Below are 19,654 nucleotides of genomic sequence, written 5' to 3'. Positions count from 1 at the left end.
CGCGAACATTCGTCGGCAGACAAATCCGACGCGCGGCACCTTATGCGCGGGCCGGGGCGGCGTCTATGCCGCCGTTGCCTTGACCTTAGTTACATATGTAACTATTCTGCGACCGGCCATAAAAAACTTTGCGGGAGGGAAAATCGTGGCATCCATTCGGACGGGAGTCTTCGCATGTGCGGTATGGGCACGTGCGGTATTGGCGCGTGCAGCAATGGCCGCGGCGGTCGTCGCCGGCTTTGCACTGACCGGCACCGCCGGTCCGGCGCGCGCCCAGGAGATCGAACTCAAGCTCAGCCATTTCCTGCCGCCGGGGCACGGCATCCAGCGCGACTGGCTGCAGCCCTGGGCCGAGGATCTCGCCAAGCGCACCAACGGCAAGGTGAAGGTGACGATCTATCCGGGCGGCAGCCCGTTCGGCAATCCGGCGCGCCAGCTCGAACAGGTGTCCAGCGGCGTGGTCGATATCGCCCATGGCCTGCGCGGCCTGCCGGCCGGCCGCTTCCCGCGCATGGGCATCATCGAGTTTCCCTTCCTGGTGCAGACCGCCAACGCAGCCAGTCGCACCCTGTGGGACATGTACCCGAAGTATTTCGCCCAGGAATTCCCCGACAGCGTGAAGGTGCTGGCGCTGCACGCCCATAATGCCGGCCTGATCCATACCCGCGAGAAGCAGGTCAAGACCATGGACGACCTGAAGGGGCTGCGCATCCGGTCGCCCAGCCCGCAGATCAACGCCATGCTGCAGCAGCTTGGCGCGATCCCGGTCGGCCTGCCGCCGGGCGATGTCTACGAGAACCTGCAGCGCGGCGTGATCGACGGCGCCGTCTTCCCGTGGGACCCGATCAATTCCTTCCGCCTGTTCGAGGTGACCAAGTATCACCTCGATGCGCGGTCCTATACCGCCAGCTTCTACTTCGTCATGAACAAGAAGAAGTACGACAGCCTGCCCGCCGATGTGCGTAAGGCGATCGACGACACCACCGGCGATGCGCTGGCGGTGAAGTTCGGCGACTGGTGGAATGCCTGGGATGCGCCGGGCCTCGAGGCCGCACGCAAGAAGGGCAACGTCATCACCTCGCTGACCGATGCCGAACGGGCCCGCTGGCGCGCGGCGCTGAAGCCGACCATCGACAAGCTGCTCGGCGATCTCGAGAAGCAGGGCGTCACCAATGCCCGGGCGATCTATACCGAGATGCAGCAGCGCGTCGCCAAATACGAAGGCAAGCACTGAGCCTGTCCCGTCCCCCGGCCCGCCGCCGCCATGTCCTGGCTGCGGCGGGCCGTTCTTTCATCCCCGGTTGCCCATGATCCAGCTCTACCGTCTGTCCGAAACCGCCGCCGCCTGGGCCGCCAGGGCCGGGGCCGTCTGTGCCCTGCTGGCCGGCATCATCACCTGCGCGGACATCGTCATCCGCAACGCCGGTGGCGAGGGGATCATCGGCACAGTCGACATCACCCAGATGATGATCGTCGCCACCGCCTTCCTGACCATTCCCTACGGTTTCATCGCCGACAGCCATGTCTCGGTCGATATCGGCGTCGAGCAGTTGCCGTTTCGCCTGCAGGCCTTTTGCAAGGCGCTGGCGGCCCTGTTCGGTGCGGTGCTGATGGCGGCGATCGGCTGGTACGGCATCGGCCAGTTCGAGACTGTGGCGACGCTGGGCGACAAGTCCCAGACCATCGGCTGGCCGATGACCTGGTTCTGGTACCCGCTGCTGGCCGGCGCCTTCTTTGCCGCCGCCGTGGCGCTGGTGGTGATGCTGCGGCATCTGGCGGCCCTGGTCGCCGGTCGCGATCTGGTGCCGGCCTCAACGCCGCCAGCGTTGGATGAGGAGATCGTCTGATGGATCCCGCATTCGTCGGCCTGATCGGTTTCGCCGCCGTGCTGCTGCTGATGGTGCTCCGCGTGCCGGTGGCGGTGTCCATGGGCATCGTCGGCGCTGCCGGCTTTCTCTACCTGCAGGGCTGGGCCGGGCTCGCCTATGTGATGGGCACCTCGCCGTTCGAAAGCGTGTTCCCCTACAGCCTGTCAGTAGTGCCGCTGTTCGTCATGATGGGCGTCTTCGCCTCCTATGCCGGCCTGTCGCGCCAGCTCTACGACGTGGCCTATGCCTTCCTCGGCCATTACCGCGGCGGCCTGGCACTGGCCACCGTCGGCGCCTGCGCCGGCTTCGGCGCCATCTGCGGCTCGGCGCTGGCCACGGCGGCCACCATGTGCCGGGTGGCGCTGCCGGAAATGCGCCGGCACGGCTATGCCGACAGCCTCGCCACCGCGTCCATCGCCGCCGGCGGCACGCTCGGGATTCTCATTCCTCCGTCGATCATCCTGCTGATCTATGCCCTGCTGACCGAACAGTCGCTCGGCAAGCTGTTCATTGCCGCCCTGGTGCCGGGCCTGCTGGGGACCGTGCTCTACATGCTGGCGATCACGGTGACCACGCGGCTCAACCCGGCACTCGGGCCTGCCGGCGAACGCATGGCCTGGCCGCAGCGGATGCGGACGCTGCGTACGGTCTGGCCGGTCGGCCTGCTGTTCGCCCTGGTGATCGGCGGCATGTATAGCGGCATCTTCTCGCCCAACGAGGCTGCCTCGGTCGGCGCGGTGGGCGCGCTGGTGTTCGCCATTGCCGGCCGCACCATGGGCCGCGACCGCTTCAAGGCCTCGCTGGTCGAAACCGCCAGCACCAGCGGCATGATCTTCCTGATCATCATCGGCGCCGGCCTGTTCAATTTCTTTCTCGAAGGCACCAATGTGCCGCAGTTCCTGATCCAGCAGGTCCAGCGCCTCGACCTCGGCCCGACCATGTTCCTGGTGATCCTGACGGTCTTCTACCTGATCCTCGGCTGCCTGATGGACGACCTGGCGATGATCCTGCTGACCCTGCCGGTGGTCTTTCCGATCACCCAGGCGCTCGGCATCGATGCGATCTGGTTCGGCATCTATATCGTCACCATTGTCGAGATCGGCCTGATCACGCCGCCGGTCGGCATGAACCTGTTCGTCATCCAGGGGGTGGGGCAGGTCAAGCTGCAGACGGTGATCCGCGGTATCGTGCCCTTCGTGGTCGCCGATGCCGTGCGGATCATCCTGCTGATCGCGGTGCCGCAGATCGTGCTGTTTCTGCCCGCCCTGATGAAGTGAGGACTCAGCGCGGGCCAGACTCAGCGGGGCCGGACGCCGTAGTCGCGGATCCAGTCGAGGCTGGCGACGGTGCCCTCGTCGCCGGGACGATATTCGCAGGACACCCAGCCGTCATAGCCGAGCGCGTCGATCTGCCCGAAGATGAAGCGGTAGTCGAGTTCGCCCCGGCCGGGGCCGCGGCGGTCCGGCGGATTGGCGATCTGGATGTGGGCCGAGCAGGACAGCTGGCGCTCGAAGCGCTTGATGACGTCGCCGTGGGTGATCTGCGCGTGGTAGAAGTCGAACTGCAGGCGCAGGTTCGGTGCACTGATCTCGTCGATGATGCGCTCGGCCTCGTCATAGTCGTACAGGTAGAAGCCGGGGATGTCGCGCCGGTTGATCGGCTCGAGCATCAGTGTCAGCCCGAGGCCGGAAGCCTGTTCGGCCGCCCAGGCGAGATTGTCGAGAAAGCAGGCACGCAACGCCTTGCGGTCGGCGCCGGGCGGCTCCACCCCGGCAATCACGTGGATGCGCGGGCAGGCCAGCGCCTCGGCATATTCGAAGGCGCGCATCATGGAGGCGCGGAAATCCTGCCGTCGCGCCGGCAGGGCGGCGAGGCCGCGTTCGCCGGCCGCGTAATCCCCCGGCGGCGTGTTGAACAGCACCACCTGCAGCCCGGCATCGCGGACGGCAGCCGCCACCGCGGCCGGCGCGAAATCATAGGGAAAGGTGAACTCGACCGCCTCGAAGCCCTGTCCGGCCGCTGCGGCAAAGCGGTCGAGGAAGGGGTCTTCCTGGAACATGAAGCTGACATTGGCGGCAAAACGGGGCATGACGGGCTCCGGGGGACTGCGGCATCTGTTTGCCGAGACTGTCATTTCTGGTAACTCTAGAGCAAGCCTTCTCGTTTTCTGGCCCGGGGATCATGTCCAAACCGCAGCCGTCAGGCGGCCTGACGATCGAGCGTTCCGGCACGGCGCTGCAATTGCGCCTGACCGGGGCCTGGACCCTGCCGAGCGCGGCGGCGCTGGCCGGACTGATCGCCGGCGCGGGGGCGGCCGGCCAGCGCCGCGCGGTGGTCGATGCATCGCGGCTCGACAAGCTCGATACCGCCGGCGCCGTTCTGCTGCACCGGCTGTATGATCGCATGGCCGAGCAGGGCGCCACGGTCGAATGGCCCGACCCGCGCCCCGAATACAAGACGTTGCTGGACTATGTCGGCGAGATCGAACGCAAGCCGCCGCGGCCGGCCTGGCGCGGCACCGGGGCGGTCAACCTGCTGGTCTATTTCGGCTGGCTGACCCTGTTCTTCCTGCGCGAGGCCCGGCGCTTTGTCGCTTTCATCGGCCAGGTGGTCGAGACCATGGTGATCGAGGCCCGGCATCCCGGCCGGCTGCGCTATACCTCCATGGTCTACCACATGGAGGAGACCGGCCTGCGGGCGATCCCCATTGTCGGGCTGCTGTCTTTCCTGATCGGCATGGTGATGGCCTACCAGGGCGCCAGCCAGTTGCAGAAATTCGGCGCCGAGATTTTCGTCGTCGACCTGATCGGCATTTCCGTGCTGCGCGAACTCGGCGTGCTGCTGACCGCCATCCTGATCGCCGGTCGCTCGGGCAGTGCCTTTACCGCGCAGATCGGCGCCATGAAGGTGAACGAGGAAATCGCTGCCATGCGCACGCTGGGGCTCAACCCGGTCGAGGTGCTGGTGCTGCCGCGGGTCTTCGCGCTGATGCTGACCCTGCCGGTGCTGACCTTCTTCGCCGACCTGATGGGCCTGGCCGGCGGCGCGCTGATGGCCTGGAGCAACCTCGGCATCGATCCTTTCCTGTTTTTCCGCCGGCTGCATGACACGGTGTCGCTGACCACCTTCCTGCTCGGCATCATCAAGGCGCCGGTCTTCGCCTCGCTGATCGCCCTGGTCGGCTGCTACGAGGGCCTGCGGGTCAAGCTGGATGCCAGCAGTGTCGGTCGGCTGACCACGCGCTCGGTGGTGCAGTCGATCTTTCTGGTCATCCTGTTCGATGCGATGTTCTCGATCCTGTTCAGCGTGATGGGGCTGTGACGATGGCCACACCCTCAGCCAGCAATGGCCGCGAAGCAGTGATCCGGGTGCGCGGCCTGGTCAACCGCTATGACGAGAACATCGTGCACGAGAACCTCGATCTCGACGTCTGGCGCGGCGAGGTGTTGGGCGTGGTCGGCGGCTCGGGCACCGGCAAGTCGGTGCTGCTGCGCAGCATCATCGGGCTCAACCGCATCGCCGCCGGCAGCATCGACCTGCTGGGCACGGATATGATCCATGGCAATGCCGAGGCGATGCGCGCGGTGCGCCAGCGGTTTGGCGTGCTGTTCCAGGACGGCGCGCTGTTCTCGTCGCTGACCGTGGCGCAGAACATCCAGGTACCGCTGAAGGAATTCTACGACCTGCCGCAGGACCTGCTCGACGAGATCGCCGCCGCCAAGATCCGCATGGTCGGCCTGCCGGCCGATGCCGGTCGCAAGCTGCCGGCCGAACTGTCCGGCGGCATGCGCAAGCGGGCGGGCCTGGCCCGGGCACTGGCGCTCGATCCCGAAGTGGTCTTTTTCGACGAACCCACCGCCGGCCTCGATCCCATCGGTGCCGCCGCCTTCGACCAGCTGGTGCGCGACCTGCAGCAGGCGCTGGGGCTGACTGTCTTCATGGTGACCCATGATCTCGACTCGCTCTATGCGATCTGCGACCGCATTGCCGTGCTGGCCGAGAAAAAGGTGCTGATCAGCGGGCCGATGTCGGCCATGCTGGAGGACCGGCATCCCTGGGTGAGGGAATATTTCCACGGGCCGCGCGCACGGGCCGCAGCCGTCACTGCACAACTTGACGCCGAACACTTGGACAGGGGATCGCCGCCGCGCTGAGCGGTGGCGGGAGAAGAGGGCAGGCTATGGAAACCCGGGCACACCATCTGCTGATCGGCAGCTTCATGCTGGCCTTCCTGGTCGCCATCGTGCTGTTCGTGCTGTGGCTGGCCAAATCCCAGGTCGACCGCGATGTCGCCCATTACAATATCTATTTCCACGGTTCGGTGGCCGGGCTTGGCGTCGGCGGCGATGTCCGCTTCAACGGCATCAAGGTCGGCACCGTGTCGCAGATCAGTATCGACCGGCAGAACACCAGCCGGGTGCGGGTCACCGCCGAAATGGCTGCCGACACGCCGATCCGTGCCGATTCGGAGGCGACGCTGCAACTGCAGGGCATCACCGGCGTGTCCTACGTGCAGATCACGCCGGGTTCGCCGGAAGCCGAGCTGATCAAGCCGGTGCGTGGCGATGATTCCGCGAAATACCCCACCATCAAGTCGAAGCCCTCGGCCATCGATACCCTGGTCGAGGCGGCACCGGAACTGCTGACTCGTGCTGCGAAAGTGCTGAGCGACGAGAACCTGAACAACCTGACCGGTTTCATTGCCGACCTGCATCAGATTTCGCAGACCCTGGCGACGCGGCAGGACTCGATCGCCACGGCGCTCGACAATTTCGGCAAGACCAGCGCCGATATCGCCAAGGCTGCGGATGCCGCGCGGCAGGTTGCCGAAAAGCTCGACCGGGTGCTGAGCGAGGCCGAGACGACTCTGCAAAGCACGAACAGGCTGGTCAATGGCGATGCTGCCGACGCCGTGCATGATGCCAAGGTCTCGATGAAGCAGCTCAACACCACGCTGGCCAGCATTCAGGCCATGGTCGACGAAAACCGGGCGCCGATCCAGGCGATCACCACCGACGGCTTCGGCGAATTCCGCCGCTTCATCACCGAGGCGCGCATCCTGGTGTCCAGCCTGTCGCGGGTAGCGCAGCGGCTGGAAGACGATCCGAGCGCGGTGCTGTTCGGCAATCGCGACGCCGAATACAAGGGGCAGGGAGACAAACGATGACGATCCGCATTTCGCGCCGCCGCCTGCTGACCGGTGCCGCCGCGCTTGGCGCCACGAGCAGCCTGTCCGCCTGTGGTGGCATCCTGCCGCAGGCGCCGCCGTCGAACCTGTATGCGCTGTCGCCGAAGACCACCTTCATCGAGGACCTGCCGCGCGCCGACTGGCAGCTGGTGGTGGAAGAGCCCTATGCGGCCGGCGGGCTCGACACCCACCGCATCGCCATCATGACCAATCCCTACGAGGTAAAATACTATCCCGAGGCGCGCTGGGCCGAACGCGTGCCGCGCATGGTGCAGACCCTGCTGATCGAAAGCTTCGAGAGCACCGGCAAGATCGTTTCGGTCGGTCGCCAGTCGGTCGGCCTGCGCTCGGATTTCAATCTGCAGAGCGAGCTGCGCGAATTCCAGGCCGAACTGATGCCGGGCTCGGCAATTCCGCAGATCCGGATCAAGCTCAATTCCAAGCTGATTGCCCAGCCGCGCCAGCAGATTGTCGCCTCGGCCAGTTTCGAGCGCGTGACGCCGGCGAAAAGCGGCGACATCCTTGCGGTGGTCGAGGCCTTCGACATTGCCCTCGGCGGCGTGCTCAAGGAAACCGTGCAGTGGACCCTGATGACGGGGCGCAAGCGCGCCGAGTGAACGGCGGGCGGCTCAGCGGCCGCCGCCGCGCAGTTCCACGATCGGTTTCGACATCACCGCCTCCTGGTCCCACGGGAACAGGATCCAGGTGTCCTGGCTGACCTCGGTGATGAAGGTATCGACCAGCGGCCGGCCATTCGGCTTGGCATAGATGGTGGCGAAATGCGCCTTGGGCAGCAGGGCGCGCACGGCTTTCGCGGTCACGCCGGTATCGACCAGATCGTCGACGATCAGCCAGCCTTCGCCCTGGTCGGCCATGGCCGCAGTGGCGGGTTTCAGGATGTCGACCCTGTCGGTGCGGTTCAGGCCGTCATAGGTCGAGCAGGAGATCGTCTCGATGACGCGGACTTCCAGTTCGCGCGCCACGATGGCGGCCGGCACCAGGCCGCCGCGGGTGATGGCGACGACGCCCTTGTAGTGGCCCCCGTTGCTTTCCGCGGCGTCGAGCAGGCGCCAGGCCAGGGCTTTGCAGTGGCGGTGCAGTTCTTCCCACGACACCGGGAAAAACTTGGTGTAGCCGTGGCCTTCGGTCATGGACGGGTCTCTCCCTCGAGCAGGGCCGCGGTAGCGGCCTGGTAAGCAATGATCTTGGCGCGCATCGGGTCGGGGATGCTGACCGACTTCATGCGGGCATTGTCGATGATGCAGGATACCAGCTCGGCGCTGAAGCACAGCTCGCCGGCGCCGTTGCGGCCACGCATCGCGTAGGTGATGGTCGAACGGCTGAGTTTGCGCACCAGCACCTCGATGGCGAACGGCTCGCCATGCTTGATCGGCTTGTGGAAATCGATGCGGGTGCTGACGCTGGGCGAGCCGAGTCCGTCGCGCTGGTTCAGGTGGAACCAGTCGACGCCGATGACGTCGGCGAAGAAGCCTTCGGCGGCTTCGATTATCCAGTCGAGGAAGCGCGGCGTGTAGACGATGCCCGCCGGATCGCATTCGCCCCATTTGACGGTGCGGCGGACGGTATAGGGAATCGGCAGCGCGGACATGCCGGATTTTATAGGGGGCGCTCCGGGAAAAAAGAAGGGGCGCATGAAAACGGGGCCCCTTGCGGGGCCCCGGGAGGTGGTCAGGGGAGGAAAATCAGATGCTTAGGCGCGGACGTATTCGAAATCGACCGGCTGGTTGTTGATGCCGCGGGCCGGCGGGGCGATCCAGCCGGCGTATTTGCCGATCTCGGTGACCGGCTTCATCAGGCTGATCACATAGAGCCGGTCTTCGTCGGTCGGCAGCCAGTCATGATGTTTCGCGTCCCATTCGGCCTGGCCGATGATGCGGCCCTGCGGGTCGACCCGCATCTCGGCGAACTGGCCGATCTGGCGGTGGAAGGCGCGGTGTGGCAGCTTGAGCTCGAAATCGATGCCATGGCGCTTGATGATCTGGTTCCAGCGCATCACGCCGCGGGCGCAGTCGGCCACATAGTCGTCGCGCAGGCGTTCGTTCAGCGCGATGAGGGCGGCTTCCTCCTTTTCGCGGAAGCTGTCGCCGTCGGCTTCCAGCACCTTGTAGCTGGCATCGGTCAGCTTGTGGTCGTCGCCGATGCGGGTCTCGTCGAAACGGCCCTTGATGCCCATGGTGTAGTAGTTGGCGGCATTGGTGGAGATTTCCGAGCCGAACAGGTCGACCGACACCGAGAAATGGAAGTTGAGGTATTTCTGCAGGGTCGGCAGGTCGATAGCACCATGCTTGCGCACGTCGTCGGTCTTGAAGTCGCGCATGATCTCGCAGGTGCGCTGGATCACCCGGCTGACGCCGGTCTCGCCGACGAACATGTGATGCGCTTCCTCGGTCAGCATGAAGCGGCAGGTGCGCGACAGCGGATCGAAACCGCTTTCGGCGAGCGAGGCGAGCTGGAACTTGCCGTCGCGGTCGGTGAAGAAGGTGAACATGAAGAAGCTGAGCCAGTCCGGCGTCGCCTCGTTGAAGGCGCCGAGGATGCGCGGCTTGTCGTCGTCGCCCGAGCGGCGCTGCAACAGGGCCTCGGCCTCCTCGCGGCCGTCGCGGCCGAAATAGGCGTCGAGCAGGTAGACCATGGCCCAGAGGTGGCGACCTTCCTCGACATTGACCTGGAACAGGTTGCGCATGTCATAGAGCGACGGGCAGGTCTGGCCGAGCAGGCGCTGCTGCTCCACCGAGGCCGGCTCGGTATCGCCCTGGGTGACGATCAGGCGGCGCAGCACGCCGCGGTATTCGCCGGGCACTTCCTGCCAGGCATCCTCGCCCTTGTGATCGCCGAAATTGACCTTGCGGTCCTTTTCCGGCTCGGCGAGGAAAATGCCCCAGCGGTAATCGGGCATCTTCACATAGCCGAACTGCGCCCAGCCTTGCGCATCGACGCTGGTGGCGGTGCGCAAGTAAGCCTCGCGGGCCTGGAAGCCGGCCGGGCCCATGTCCTGCCACCAGTCGAGGAATTTCGGCTGCCAGTCTTCCAGCGCGCGCTGCAGGCGGCGGTTATCCGACAGGTCGACGTTGTTGGGGATGCGGGACGTATAGTCGATAGCCATGATCGTTCTCCCTAGACGCGCTTGCGGTCATAGGCCGCGCGCTGGCCGGTGCCGTAGAGTTTGAGGGCGCCCTGGTCGCCGACGGCGTTCGGGCGCTGGAAGATCCAGTTCTGCCAGGCGGTCAGACGCCCGAAGATCTTGGTCTCCATGGTCTCGGGGCCGCCGAAGCGCAGGCTGGCTTCCATGCCGGTCAGCGCATCGGGCGAATAGGCGGCACGTTCCTCGATGGCGATGCGCACCTCGTCTTCCCAGTCGATGTCGTCCGGGGTGAAGGTGACCAGGCCGGCTTCATCGGCGGCCTGGGCATCGAGATCGTTGCCGACCAGGTTCTTCAGCTCGTCAACATGGGCCGGATTGTCGAGGTTGCGGCTGGCGATGCGGCTCAGCCCGTTCGACATCGGATAGGGGCCGAAATTCATCGGCGTCATCCGCAGGGTGGCCGGCGGGCGGTTGTCGCCCTCCATCCGGCCGTCCAGCATGTAGCTGCGGTCGGCGGCGAGCGCGAGTTCGAGCAGGGTGCCGGTGAAGCAGGAGCCGGGCTCGATCAGGGCGAAGATGGAGCGCGACGAGACGTCGATGCGCTTCAGGGTCCGCTTGAGGAACAGGCGGATCTCGCGCACCAGCCAGTGTGCCTTGTGCTGTTCCAGCGCGGCGTCATAGGCGGTGACCAGTTCGGCAGCGCCATGGGTGCGGAACACCCACATGCCGACGGTCTCCTCGTTGGTGCGCAGATGCAGGATCAGGTCGTCGAGTTCGCGGGCCAGCGCCAGCGACCAGAACTGGTCGCCCTGCGCCTGGATCGCCTCGGCGGACGCCGGCGGAGCATCCTTCGGGCCGGCGATGGTGATTTCGGCGATACCCTTGTCGCGGTCGATCCTGGCCTCGACATGGGCATAGCTGACGCGGTCGCCCTCGATCTTGCGGGCGAGCGGGGTCAGCGCGATGCCTTTGGCGCCGGCCGGACGGTCGGATTTGGCCGCGAAGCTTTCGGCGCGGGCGCGGACTTCATCGGCCAGCCTGGTGCGCGGCACGATCTCGTCGACCAGACGCCAGTCGACGGCGCGCTTGCCCTTGATGCCTTCCTCGATGGTGCAGAAGAAATCGGCGCGGTCGCGGCGCACCATGCGCTTGTCGACCAGGCGGGTCAGGCCGCCGGTGCCCGGCAGCACGGCGAGCAGGGGCACTTCCGGCAGCGACACCGAGGTATTGCCGTCATCGGCCATCAGGATGTAGTCGGCGGCCAGCGCCAATTCATAGCCGCCACCGGCGCAGGGACCGTTCACCGCGGCGATATAGGTCTGCTTCGATTCGGCGGTGGCCTCCTCGATGCCGTTGCGCGTCTCGTTGGTGAACTTGCAGAAATTCACCTTCCAGCCATGGGCCGACTGGTTGAGCATGCGGATGTTGGCGCCGGCACAGAAGATGCGCTCCTTGGCCGAGGTGATGACCACCGAGCGGACTTCCGGATGCTCGAAGCGCAGGCGCTGCACGGCATCATGCAGCTCGATATCGACGCCGAGATCGTAGGAATTCAGTTTCAGCTCGTAGCCCGGCCGCAGGCCGCCGTCCTCGCGGACGTCCATCGCGAGCGTGGCGACGGCGCCGTCGATGCTGAGTTTCCAATGCTTGTACTGGCTGGGCTCGGTGCGGAAATCCACCGGAGCGGCACCGTTTGCCTGGCTTGCGGCCATGAGGCGATCCTCCCTTGAAACAATATGCATTATAATACATCGTTTCGGGCCGACAAGAATTATTTTGCAGGATTTCGCATATCCTGCACGGGCCGGTTATTCCGCTGCCTCCCGGGCCAGCCAGGCAGGATGGGCGCGCAGAGCGATCACCAGATCGGCGCCGGCCTGTTCGGCCGTGCGGCCGGCGGTATCGAAGGCCATGTCGGCGCGGGCATAGAGCGCCTCGCGCTGGGCGAGGATGCGCTTGAGGTCGGCCATCGCTTCCGACTGGCCTGCCATCGGCCGCATGTCGCCCTGGGCGACGACGCGGCCCATGTGTTCTTCCGGCCGTGCCTTCAGCCAGATGGTGAAGCAGTGCGTCAGCAGATGGGCATAGGTGGCGGGTTCCGACGGCAGGCTGCCGCCGGTGGCGATCACCTTCGGTGCCGGATCGGCGGTGATGCGCTCCAGCGCCCGGCGCTCGAAGCGGCGATAGGCGCCCTGGCCGTAAAGATCGAAGATCTCGTTCAGGCTGAGGCCGGCTTCGACCTCGATCTCCTTGGCGATCTCGACGAACTGCAGGCCGAAGGTGGTGGCGAGGATCTGGCCGAGCGTGGTCTTGCCGGCGCCGCGCAGGCCGATCAGGGCGATATGGCGCTTGACGCTGGAGGCGACGCCGAAGCGGTCGCGGATGAAGGCCTGCAGTTCCTGCAGCTGTTCCGACGACAGGTCCTCGACCTGGCGCAACAGCAGGGCCTGGTCGACGGTCAGCGGCGCGCGGTCGCCGAGAAACTCCGTGATCGGCAGGTCCATGGCGCGGGCGACCTGGCGCAGCAGCAGGATCGAGATATTGCCGGCGCCGCTTTCCAGCTGTGCCAGGTAGCGTTCGGAAACGCCTGAATCCTTTGCCAGAATTTTGCGGCTCATGCCGCGGCGGGCGCGGGCATTGCGGACCCGCTCGCCCACCACCAGCAGGAAAGCGGAATCGTCGGGACCGGCCTTGTCGCGGTTCTCGCTCATATGATGCATTATAGTGCAATTTCCTGTGGAGCGCCAGCGCCTCATGCGTTATAGTTCGGGCTCGCTATTCCAAGCCGCGTGCGTCACGTGCGTAAGAGGAGAGGGTACTCATGCAGATTTCCATTCTGGTCGGCACCATGACGGGAACCGCCGAACTGGTTGCCGGCGATGTCCAGAAGGCCCTGGAGGACAAGGGGCATTCGGTCGAGGTGCTGCTGATGGACACTCTGAAGGCCGATGTCTTCGAGCGGCCGGGCACCTTCCTGATCTGCACCTCGACCTATGGCCAGGGTGACGTGCCCGACAATGCCCGCGACTTTATCGCCGACCTGCAGGCGGTGAAGCCTGACCTGACCGGCAAGCTGGTCGGCATCATCGGGCTCGGCGACACCACCTACCAGGACACTTTCAACCAGGGCGGCGCCCAGTTCGAGAAGGGCCTGCGGGCTCTGAATGCCACCATCGTCGGCGAGCGCATGCAGCACAATGCATCCAGCGGCACGCTGCCCGAAGAGGATGGCGTGGCCTGGGCGCTGGCATGGGCCGAACAGGTGGAGCCGCTCGCCAAGGCGGCCTGACTGCCGCCGGCCGGCGGCCGGGACCTAATAATATAAAATCCTCGGGAGGGATTCATGCCGCGCTTTCTGGAGCTGCCACGGCGGTATAACGCCGCCAGCCATTTCGTCGACCGCCATATCGCCGAGGGACGTGGCGACAAGATCGCGGTGATCGACGACCGGGGCCGCTACAGCTACGCCGCGCTCGCTGCCCGGGTGAACCAGGCCGGCAACCTGCTGAAGGGGATGGGCGTGCAGCCCGAACAGCGCGTCCTGCTGGCGCTGCTCGACGGCATCGACTTCCCCGCGATGTTTTTCGGCGCCATGAAGATCGGCGCCGTGCCGGTGCCGGTGAACACCCTGCTGACCACGAAAGACTACGACTTCCTGCTGCGCGACAGCCGGGCGGCCGTGCTCGCCGTCTCCGGCGCGCTGATGGAAAAATTCCGTCCGATCATTTCCGAACAGCCCTTCCTGAAACAGGTGCTGATCTCCGGCCAGGTACCCGCCACCGTGACGCCGCTGGCCGACCTGCTGGCGCAGCAGTCCGACCAGCTCGAGACGGCGCCGACCACGCCGGACGATATCGGCTTCTGGCTGTATTCCTCGGGCTCGACCGGCTCGCCCAAGGGCGCCATGCACCTGCAGGGCGACATGATCCATACCGCCGTGCTGTATGGCGAGGAGGTACTCGGCATTCGCGAGGACGACGTGGTCTTCTCGGCCGCCAAGCTGTTCTTCGCCTATGGCATGGGCAATGCCATGACCTTTCCGCTGCATGTCGGCGCCACCGCGGTGCTGATGGCCGAACGGCCGACGCCGGCGGCCGTGATGAAGCGGCTGAAGGATCACCAGTGCTCGATTTTCTATGGCGTGCCGACGCTCTATGCCGGCATCCTCGCCGACAAGGGCATCACGAAGGACAGTGGCTCGGGCCGCCTGCGGCGCTGCGTTTCGGCGGGCGAGGCGCTGCCCGAGGAGATCGGCAAGCGCTGGCAGCAGCTGTTCGGCGTCGACATCCTCGACGGCATCGGCTCGACCGAGATGTTGCATATCTTCCTGTCGAACCGCCCGGGCAACGTGCGCTACGGGACCACTGGCGAGGCCGTGCCGGGCTATGACCTGCGCATCGTCGACGAGCACGGCAATCCAGTCGAGCAGGGCGGCATCGGCGAGCTGCTGGTCAGCGGGCCTTCCTCTGCGATCGCTTACTGGAACAACCGGGCGAAAAGCCTCGCCGCCTTCCACGGCCCGTGGACGCGCACCGGCGACAAGTATCTGCAGACCAGGGACGGCTACTACATCTATGCCGGCCGCTCCGACGACATGCTGAAGGTCAGTGGCATCTGGGTCTCACCCTTCGAGGTCGAATCCGCCCTGTCGGCGCATCCCAAGGTGCTGGAGGCCGCTGTGGTCGCCCACACCGATACCGACGATCTGATCAAGCCGAAGGCCTATATCGTCCTGAAGGACGGCATCGGCGCCGACGAGGCGCTCAGCGAGGAGCTGAAGACCTTCGTCAAGGAACGGCTGGCGCCTTACAAATACCCGCGCTGGATCGAGTTCGTCGACGAATTGCCGAAGACGGCGACCGGCAAGATCCAGCGCTTCAAACTGCGAGACCTTGCCTGATGAGAGGGGCCTGATGAACGAAGCGGCGGCCGGTTCCGGCCTGCATCACGCCGACCTGCCCGGCGGCCGCGTCGAATACCGCTGGGCGGGGCCGCGGCTGCGCGATGCCGCGCTGCCGGTCATCGTCATGCTGCATGAAGGGCTCGGCTGCATTGCGCTGTGGAAGGATTTTCCCGACCGCATGGCCGCCGTCACCGGCCTGCCGGTGCTGGTCTACAGCCGGGTCGGCTATGGCGGCTCGGCGCCCTGCGCATTACCGCGCCCGCTCACCTACATGCATGAAGAGGGCGAGCGCGAGCTGCCGGCCCTGCTCAAGGCGCTTGGCATCGGCAAGCATATCCTGCTCGGTCATTCCGACGGCGCCTCGATTTCCCTGGTCTATGCCGGTGCGGCGGTCCGCGACGGATTGCTGGGCCTGGCCGTGCTGGCGCCGCACAGTTTCTGCGAAGAGGTCTCGGTCACCTCGATTGCCGCCGCCGATCGCGCCTATGCCACCGGCGACCTGCACGGCCGGCTGGAGAAATATCACGGTGCCAATACCGACTGCGCCTTCCGCGGCTGGTGCGATGCCTGGCTCGATCCCGCTTTCATGCAGTGGAGCATCGAGGGTTATGTCGATCGCATCACGGCACCGGTGCTGGTGATCCAGGGCGAGGGCGACGAATACGGCACCGCGGCCCAGGTCGACAGCATTGCCCGGCGCGTGAAGGGCCCGGTCGAGACCTTGCTGCTGCCCGGGTGCGGTCACAGCCCGCAGCGCGACCAGCCCGAGGCAACCCTGAAAGCGCTGGCCGGATTCGCGGCAAAAGTGCAGGCCTGAAAGGCTGCCCGCTTTGCGTGCCGCTTGGCCGGCCATCTGCCAGGCTTGTGACAAACCGCAATGCGCGCTGCGATATTTTTGACTCGCTGCTATTTCAGTCCTGCGGGTAAGTGTACATTACTGCCATGGAGCAAGCCTCTTCCAGCCCCGCCCCTGATTCTGAACGGCCCCGCATCCTGGTGATCGACGACCATCAGGATTCCGGTGAACTGGTTCGCCGGGTGGCGGAAAAGGCGGGGTTTGCCGTGGCGGTGACCGATCGCGCCGACCGGTTCCGCGCGCTCTGCATTGATTTCGCGCCGCATCTGATCTGCCTCGATATCGTCATGCCGCAGGAAGACGGGATCGAACTGATCCGCTGGCTGGCCAGTATCGGCAGCGACGCCGCGATCTATATCATCTCCGGCCACAGCCCGGCCTATGCCAGGGCGGCGATTGAAGTGGGACGCAGCCAGGGCCTGAACATGGCGGGCGCGCTGCAGAAGCCGGTATCCCTTGCGACCTTGCGGGAGACCTTCGCCGCGGCCCGGCCCGGGCGCCTATCGGCCGCCGCCGATTAGGCGGGGTGACCGGTCGTGGCGCTGCCGAGCTGCGCCTCGATCTTGGCCAGCAGGCGCGGCAGATCCACCGGCTTGGTATCGTAATCGGCGCAGCCGGCCGCCAGGCTGAGTTCCCGGTCGGCCGCCAGCGCATGCGCCGTCAAGGCGATCACGGGCGTCTGCGCCGTGACCGGCATGGCCTTCAGGCGGCGGGTCGTCTCCAGGCCGTCGAGGCCGGCGCCAAGCCCGATATCCATCAGGATCAGGTCGGGCTTCTCGCGCGGTGCGGCTTCCAGGGCTTCCTCGCCGGTGACGGCCGAGCAGATGGCGAAGCCGCGCTTCAGCAGGCGCCGGCTCAGCATGTCGAGATTTTCGGGGTTGTCTTCGACGATCATCAGCTTGGTCATGACGTCAGTCCGCCGCCTGGGCCATCCGGCCACGGGCCGGGATGGAAATGGTGAAGGTGGAGCCATGGCCGGCTTGCGACACCAGGCCGATATCGCCGCCCATCAGGCGGACCAGCCGGCGGCTGAGCGCCAGGCCGAGTCCGGTGCCGCCGTGGTGGCGGGCGACGTTGCTGTCGCCGCGCTGGAATTCGTCGAAGATGCTCTGCTGGTGTTCGGGCGCGATGCCGATGCCGGTATCATGCACGGCAATGTCGATCCAGCTGTCGCCGTCCTGTGTGCGGGCCGTGGTTGTCACCGTCACGGTGCCATTGCGGGTAAACTTGGCGGCATTGCTCAGCAGGTTGATGACGGCCTGGCGCAGCTTGGTCACATCGGTATCGACCTGGATGTCGCCGGCCATGTCCTCGATGACGCACCGGTTGCCGTGTTCATCGAGCTGGCGACGGCAGACGGTCAGCGCATCGTCTATGATATCCGGCAGGCTGACCCGTTCGAGGAAGATGTCCATCTTGCCGGCCTCGATCTTGCTGAGATCGAGGATGTCGTTGACCAGGGCGAGAATATGCCGGCCGGCGGTGCGGATTTTCTGGATGTCGGCGGCACTGCCGCTGAGGCCGTTTTCCTCGGCCTCCTCCAGCAGGATCTCGCTGTAGCCGATCACCGCGTTGAGTGGCGTGCGCAGCTCGTGGCTGATACTGGCGAGAAAATCTGTCTTGGCCCGGCTGGCCTGCTCGGCGCGTTGCTTGGCGCGGAGGAATTCCAGCGTCCGTGTGCCGACCATGCTTTCCAGCTGTTCGTTGGCGATCCGCAACCGCAGGGCTTCCGCCTGGGCGCGGTTGGCGAGGGTCTGGTCGAACACGGCGGCGATCAGGGCCAGCAGCAGGATGATGAACGTGGCGGTGGCGACGGCGACGGCGAGGATATTGACCTGAAGCCCGCTATCCGGCCCCAGCGCGCCATGGACGGGGATGTAGCTGGCGGCCGCCATGCCGGTGTAATGCATGCCGGCCACGGCAACGGTCATCGCTGCCGCGGCCACCAGCTTGAACCACAGGGTCTTGTATTGCAGTGACAGCCAGAGCGCGGCCGTGGCGGCGACAATGCCGATCAGTATCGAAACGATCACCAGCGTCTGGTCCCAGACGATCATGGCACCCATGCGCATCGCGGCCATGCCGGTGTAATGCATGGCGCTGACGCCAAGGCCGGTGATCACGCCGGCGAGGGCAAGGCTGGGACGGCTGCCGGGACGCAGGCTGACGATCAGCAGGCCGACGATGACGAACACCACCGCCACCAGCATCGACAGCAGGGTCAGGCTGGGGTCATAGCTGATCGGCATCGGCAGATGAAAGGCCAGCATGGCGACGAAATGCATGCTCCAGATGCCGCCGCCGAGTGCCATCGCGGCCGCCAGCAGCCAGGCGAGGCGGGTGCGGCCGCTGCTGGCCAGCAGCCGGTCGGCGAGGCTGAGCGAGGTGAAGCTGGCAAACAGGATGACCGCCAGGCTCAGCACGACCAGGCCCGGCTGATAGCCCTCGATCAGCGGATCGGCAAGCAGCGGCGGTTGGGACTGGAACATCAGGGCTCTTCTTCTGGTGACAGCCGGCTCTGCAGTGCAGCGGCGCGTCGTGGCGACAAATTCTATAGGAGGGCAATGCCTTGGCGTCATCCTGGAATGTCCCGGCGCGGCCTTGTTTTCGGGGGCCGCGCTGCTAAATTATGCAATTGCAAGTCACTTGCATAAAAACCACAGTGCGGAGACCCGACCCATGCATCACCACCGACCCGTCATGAAGACCCGCCGGCTGCTGCTGGCGCTGCTGGCCGGCAGCGCCGCTTTCATCCTGCCCGCCGTGGCCCGCGCGGAGGCGGTGGTCAATCTCTATTCTTCGCGCCATTACGATACCGACGAGGCGCTGTACGACACCTTCACCAAGCAGACCGGTATCCGCATCAACCGGCTGGAGGCGACCGAGGACCAGCTGATCCAGCGCATGAAGGCCGAGGGCAGCCGCAGCCCGGCCGATGTGCTGATCACCGTCGATGCCGGCCGGCTGTGGCGGGCGCAGTCGATGGACCTGTTGCAGCCGGTCCGCTCGGCCCTGCTCGAGCAGGTGATCCCGGCGCATCTGCGCGAAGCGGACGGCCACTGGTTCGGCTTCTCCAAGCGGGCGCGCATCTTCGTCGTCAGCCGGGAGCGCGTGAAGCCCGGCGAACTGAAGCGCTACGAAGATCTGGCCGATGCGAAATGGAAGGGCCGGGTGCTGATCCGCTCGTCGACCAATGTCTACAACCAGTCGCTGGTCGGCGCGCTGATCGCCGCGGATGGCGAGGCGAAGACCGAGGACTGGGCGCGCAAGGTGGCGGCCAATTTCGCCCGTCCGCCCAAGGGCGGCGATACCGACCAGATCCGCGCGGTGGCGGCCGGCGAAGGCGATGTGGCGGTCAGCAACAGCTATTACTTCGCCCGCCTGATGGCCTCCGAAAAGCCGGAGGACCAGGCGACGGTCGCCAAGCTGCAGGTGATCTTCCCCAATCAGGATGACCGCGGCACCCATGTCAATGTCAGCGGCGCCGGCGTGGCCCGCCATGCGCCGAATAAGGCCAATGCGATCCGCTTTCTTGAATATCTCGCCTCGCCGGAAGCGCAGCGGTTCTTCACCGATGGCAATTACGAATTCCCGGTCGTTGCCGGCGTCGCCTGGGATCCGGTCATCGCCGACTGGCAGGGCTTCCGCGAACACACGCTGAATGCCGGCGTGTTCGGCCGCAACAACGAGGCGGCGCTGAAGCTGATGGACCGCGCCGGTTGGAAATAGGGCCGGT

The 19,654-nt window shown here is 65.7% G+C and carries 20 protein-coding genes; 12 read left to right on the top strand and 8 right to left on the bottom strand.

Features of this window, described 5'->3' with window-relative positions; translation table 11 throughout:
• The first annotated feature begins 214 nt into the window (after positions 1 to 214).
• The 3 genes from ACFOOQ_RS14870 (at position 215) to ACFOOQ_RS14860 (ending at position 3,145) form a co-directional block, all read left to right on the top strand.
• Complete coding sequence (locus ACFOOQ_RS14870; protein WP_379728058.1) at positions 215 to 1,234, top strand: TRAP transporter substrate-binding protein; 1,020 nt, start codon at positions 215 to 217, stop codon at positions 1,232 to 1,234.
• 73 nt (positions 1,235 to 1,307) lie between these two features.
• Positions 1,308 to 1,847 (top strand): TRAP transporter small permease, encoded by a 540-nt coding sequence (locus ACFOOQ_RS14865; protein WP_379728056.1) that lies wholly within the window; start codon positions 1,308 to 1,310, stop codon positions 1,845 to 1,847.
• Positions 1,847 to 3,145, top strand: coding sequence for a TRAP transporter large permease (locus ACFOOQ_RS14860; protein ID WP_379728054.1), 1,299 nt, complete (start codon positions 1,847 to 1,849; stop codon positions 3,143 to 3,145). The genes ACFOOQ_RS14865 and ACFOOQ_RS14860 overlap by 1 nt, the downstream gene beginning before the upstream one ends.
• A gap of 20 nt (positions 3,146 to 3,165) precedes the next feature.
• Here the strand turns inward: ACFOOQ_RS14860 and otnI are convergent, their stop codons facing one another.
• Positions 3,166 to 3,957 carry a 2-oxo-tetronate isomerase gene (otnI, locus tag ACFOOQ_RS14855; RefSeq protein ID WP_379728052.1) on the bottom strand — a complete coding sequence of 264 codons (792 nt, stop codon included), beginning with the start codon at positions 3,955 to 3,957 and terminating at the stop codon, positions 3,166 to 3,168.
• A 92-nt stretch (positions 3,958 to 4,049) separates the two neighbouring features.
• Here otnI and ACFOOQ_RS14850 point away from each other — a divergent pair, with 92 nt between their 5' ends.
• The 4 genes from ACFOOQ_RS14850 to ACFOOQ_RS14835 are packed head-to-tail and all read left to right on the top strand — an operon-like array spanning position 4,050 to position 7,673.
• The gene (locus tag ACFOOQ_RS14850) at positions 4,050 to 5,189 is read left to right on the top strand and encodes an ABC transporter permease (protein WP_379728050.1); all 1,140 of its coding nucleotides are present in this window, start codon (positions 4,050 to 4,052) and stop codon (positions 5,187 to 5,189) included.
• Between the two features lie 2 nt (positions 5,190 to 5,191).
• Entirely contained in the window at positions 5,192 to 6,022 is an 831-nt protein-coding gene (locus ACFOOQ_RS14845) for an ABC transporter ATP-binding protein (protein WP_379728048.1), read from the top strand.
• 26 nt (positions 6,023 to 6,048) lie between these two features.
• A complete protein-coding gene (locus ACFOOQ_RS14840; RefSeq protein ID WP_379728046.1) occupies positions 6,049 to 7,035 on the top strand; it encodes an MlaD family protein in 987 nt (328 codons plus the stop codon).
• Positions 7,032 to 7,673 (top strand): ABC-type transport auxiliary lipoprotein family protein, encoded by a 642-nt coding sequence (locus ACFOOQ_RS14835; protein ID WP_379728044.1) that lies wholly within the window; start codon positions 7,032 to 7,034, stop codon positions 7,671 to 7,673. Before ACFOOQ_RS14840 ends, ACFOOQ_RS14835 begins: the two co-directional genes overlap by 4 nt.
• Positions 7,674 to 7,685: 12 nt before the next feature.
• On the opposite strand, the gene gpt is transcribed toward ACFOOQ_RS14835, so the two are convergent.
• The 5 genes from gpt to ACFOOQ_RS14810 all read right to left on the bottom strand — a co-directional run bounded on the left by gpt (position 7,686) and on the right by ACFOOQ_RS14810 (position 12,870).
• Positions 7,686 to 8,207, bottom strand: coding sequence for a xanthine phosphoribosyltransferase (gpt, locus tag ACFOOQ_RS14830; protein WP_379728043.1), 522 nt, complete (start codon positions 8,205 to 8,207; stop codon positions 7,686 to 7,688).
• Entirely contained in the window at positions 8,204 to 8,665 is a 462-nt protein-coding gene (locus ACFOOQ_RS14825) for an acyl-CoA thioesterase (protein WP_379728041.1), read from the bottom strand. The genes gpt and ACFOOQ_RS14825 overlap by 4 nt, the downstream gene beginning before the upstream one ends.
• Before the next feature lie 102 nt (positions 8,666 to 8,767).
• A complete protein-coding gene (gene boxB, locus ACFOOQ_RS14820; protein ID WP_379728039.1) occupies positions 8,768 to 10,180 on the bottom strand; it encodes a benzoyl-CoA 2,3-epoxidase subunit BoxB in 1,413 nt (470 codons plus the stop codon).
• A gap of 11 nt (positions 10,181 to 10,191) precedes the next feature.
• Positions 10,192 to 11,871, bottom strand: a complete 1,680-nt coding sequence (gene boxC / locus ACFOOQ_RS14815; protein ID WP_379728037.1) for a 2,3-epoxybenzoyl-CoA dihydrolase — start codon at positions 11,869 to 11,871, stop codon at positions 10,192 to 10,194.
• Between the two features lie 96 nt (positions 11,872 to 11,967).
• Positions 11,968 to 12,870, bottom strand: coding sequence for a helix-turn-helix transcriptional regulator (locus ACFOOQ_RS14810; protein ID WP_379728035.1), 903 nt, complete (start codon positions 12,868 to 12,870; stop codon positions 11,968 to 11,970).
• A gap of 110 nt (positions 12,871 to 12,980) precedes the next feature.
• On the opposite strand from ACFOOQ_RS14810, the gene ACFOOQ_RS14805 reads away from it, so the two are divergent.
• The 4 genes from ACFOOQ_RS14805 (at position 12,981) to ACFOOQ_RS14790 (ending at position 16,439) form a co-directional block, all read left to right on the top strand.
• Positions 12,981 to 13,448, top strand: coding sequence for a flavodoxin domain-containing protein (locus ACFOOQ_RS14805; protein ID WP_379728033.1), 468 nt, complete (start codon positions 12,981 to 12,983; stop codon positions 13,446 to 13,448).
• Positions 13,449 to 13,502: 54 nt separating this feature from the next.
• Positions 13,503 to 15,059 carry a benzoate-CoA ligase family protein gene (locus ACFOOQ_RS14800; protein WP_379728031.1) on the top strand — a complete coding sequence of 519 codons (1,557 nt, stop codon included), beginning with the start codon at positions 13,503 to 13,505 and terminating at the stop codon, positions 15,057 to 15,059.
• Between the two features lie 13 nt (positions 15,060 to 15,072).
• Positions 15,073 to 15,879, top strand: coding sequence for an alpha/beta fold hydrolase (locus tag ACFOOQ_RS14795; protein ID WP_379728029.1), 807 nt, complete (start codon positions 15,073 to 15,075; stop codon positions 15,877 to 15,879).
• A 179-nt stretch (positions 15,880 to 16,058) separates the two neighbouring features.
• On the top strand, positions 16,059 to 16,439 hold the full coding sequence (locus ACFOOQ_RS14790) for a response regulator (RefSeq protein WP_379728027.1): 381 nt from the start codon (positions 16,059 to 16,061) through the stop codon (positions 16,437 to 16,439).
• Here ACFOOQ_RS14790 and ACFOOQ_RS14785 read toward each other — a convergent pair.
• Together ACFOOQ_RS14785 and ACFOOQ_RS14780 are read right to left on the bottom strand one after the other, a co-directional pair.
• Positions 16,436 to 16,825, bottom strand: a complete 390-nt coding sequence (locus tag ACFOOQ_RS14785; RefSeq protein ID WP_379728025.1) for a response regulator — start codon at positions 16,823 to 16,825, stop codon at positions 16,436 to 16,438. The two genes, ACFOOQ_RS14790 and ACFOOQ_RS14785, sit on opposite strands and share 4 nt — an antisense overlap.
• A 4-nt stretch (positions 16,826 to 16,829) precedes the next feature.
• Positions 16,830 to 18,407, bottom strand: coding sequence for an MHYT domain-containing protein (locus ACFOOQ_RS14780; protein ID WP_379728023.1), 1,578 nt, complete (start codon positions 18,405 to 18,407; stop codon positions 16,830 to 16,832).
• Positions 18,408 to 18,597: 190 nt separating this feature from the next.
• Between ACFOOQ_RS14780 and ACFOOQ_RS14775 the strand changes: the two genes are divergently transcribed.
• Positions 18,598 to 19,647: a Fe(3+) ABC transporter substrate-binding protein gene (locus tag ACFOOQ_RS14775; RefSeq protein ID WP_379728021.1), complete on the top strand. Its 1,050-nt coding sequence runs from the start codon at positions 18,598 to 18,600 to the stop codon at positions 19,645 to 19,647.
• The last annotated feature ends 7 nt before the right edge of the window (positions 19,648 to 19,654 follow it).

Source organism: Ferrovibrio xuzhouensis (assembly GCF_042648965.1).
Taxonomy (GTDB): Bacteria; Pseudomonadota; Alphaproteobacteria; order Ferrovibrionales; family Ferrovibrionaceae; genus Ferrovibrio; species Ferrovibrio xuzhouensis.
This window is presented reverse-complemented; position numbering and strand designations above follow the sequence as displayed.